Origin of the sequence: Aeromonas media (assembly GCF_000819985.1) — a bacterium.
Taxonomy (GTDB): domain Bacteria; phylum Pseudomonadota; class Gammaproteobacteria; order Enterobacterales; family Aeromonadaceae; genus Aeromonas; species Aeromonas media.
This window is the reverse complement of record NZ_CDBZ01000202.1, coordinates 1-331: the sequence shown is the minus strand read 5'-3', so window position 1 is coordinate 331 and position 331 is coordinate 1. Positions and strand designations below refer to the sequence as shown.

General features: G+C 62.8%; 1 pseudogene. It reads right to left on the bottom strand.

Annotated features, from left to right (window positions below):
- A pseudogene (locus BN1127_RS22500) lies at positions 1-242 on the bottom strand (ferredoxin reductase family protein); the annotation flags it as partial.
- Positions 243-331: the final 89 nt, after the last annotated feature.

The following is a 331-nucleotide window of genomic DNA, read 5'->3' as shown; positions in this document are numbered from 1 at the left end:
CAGAGCGCGCTGCTGCGATGCAGGTGCAACATGCGATCCAGCCCGCCACACCAGACTTCGAGCCTCGGCAGGCGCAGGGCCAGCAGCAGGGAGAGGGTCATGGCTCCGAGGCCAAGCAGACCGGTCAGGATCAGCAGTTCATGGCGCCAGGGCCAGAGACCGGCGGGCCACTGGGTCATGCCAAGCAGCCAGATGAGGGTGAGAGCCAGGGGCAGGGCCCAGGCGAGGGATGCGGGTTTCATGATGTCCTCCTTGTTCATGTCTCTATTGCACGCCCGCTTTGTGGCAAGAGTGTGCCCCTTTACTACCTCTTTTGTAGCAGAGTGTGGCA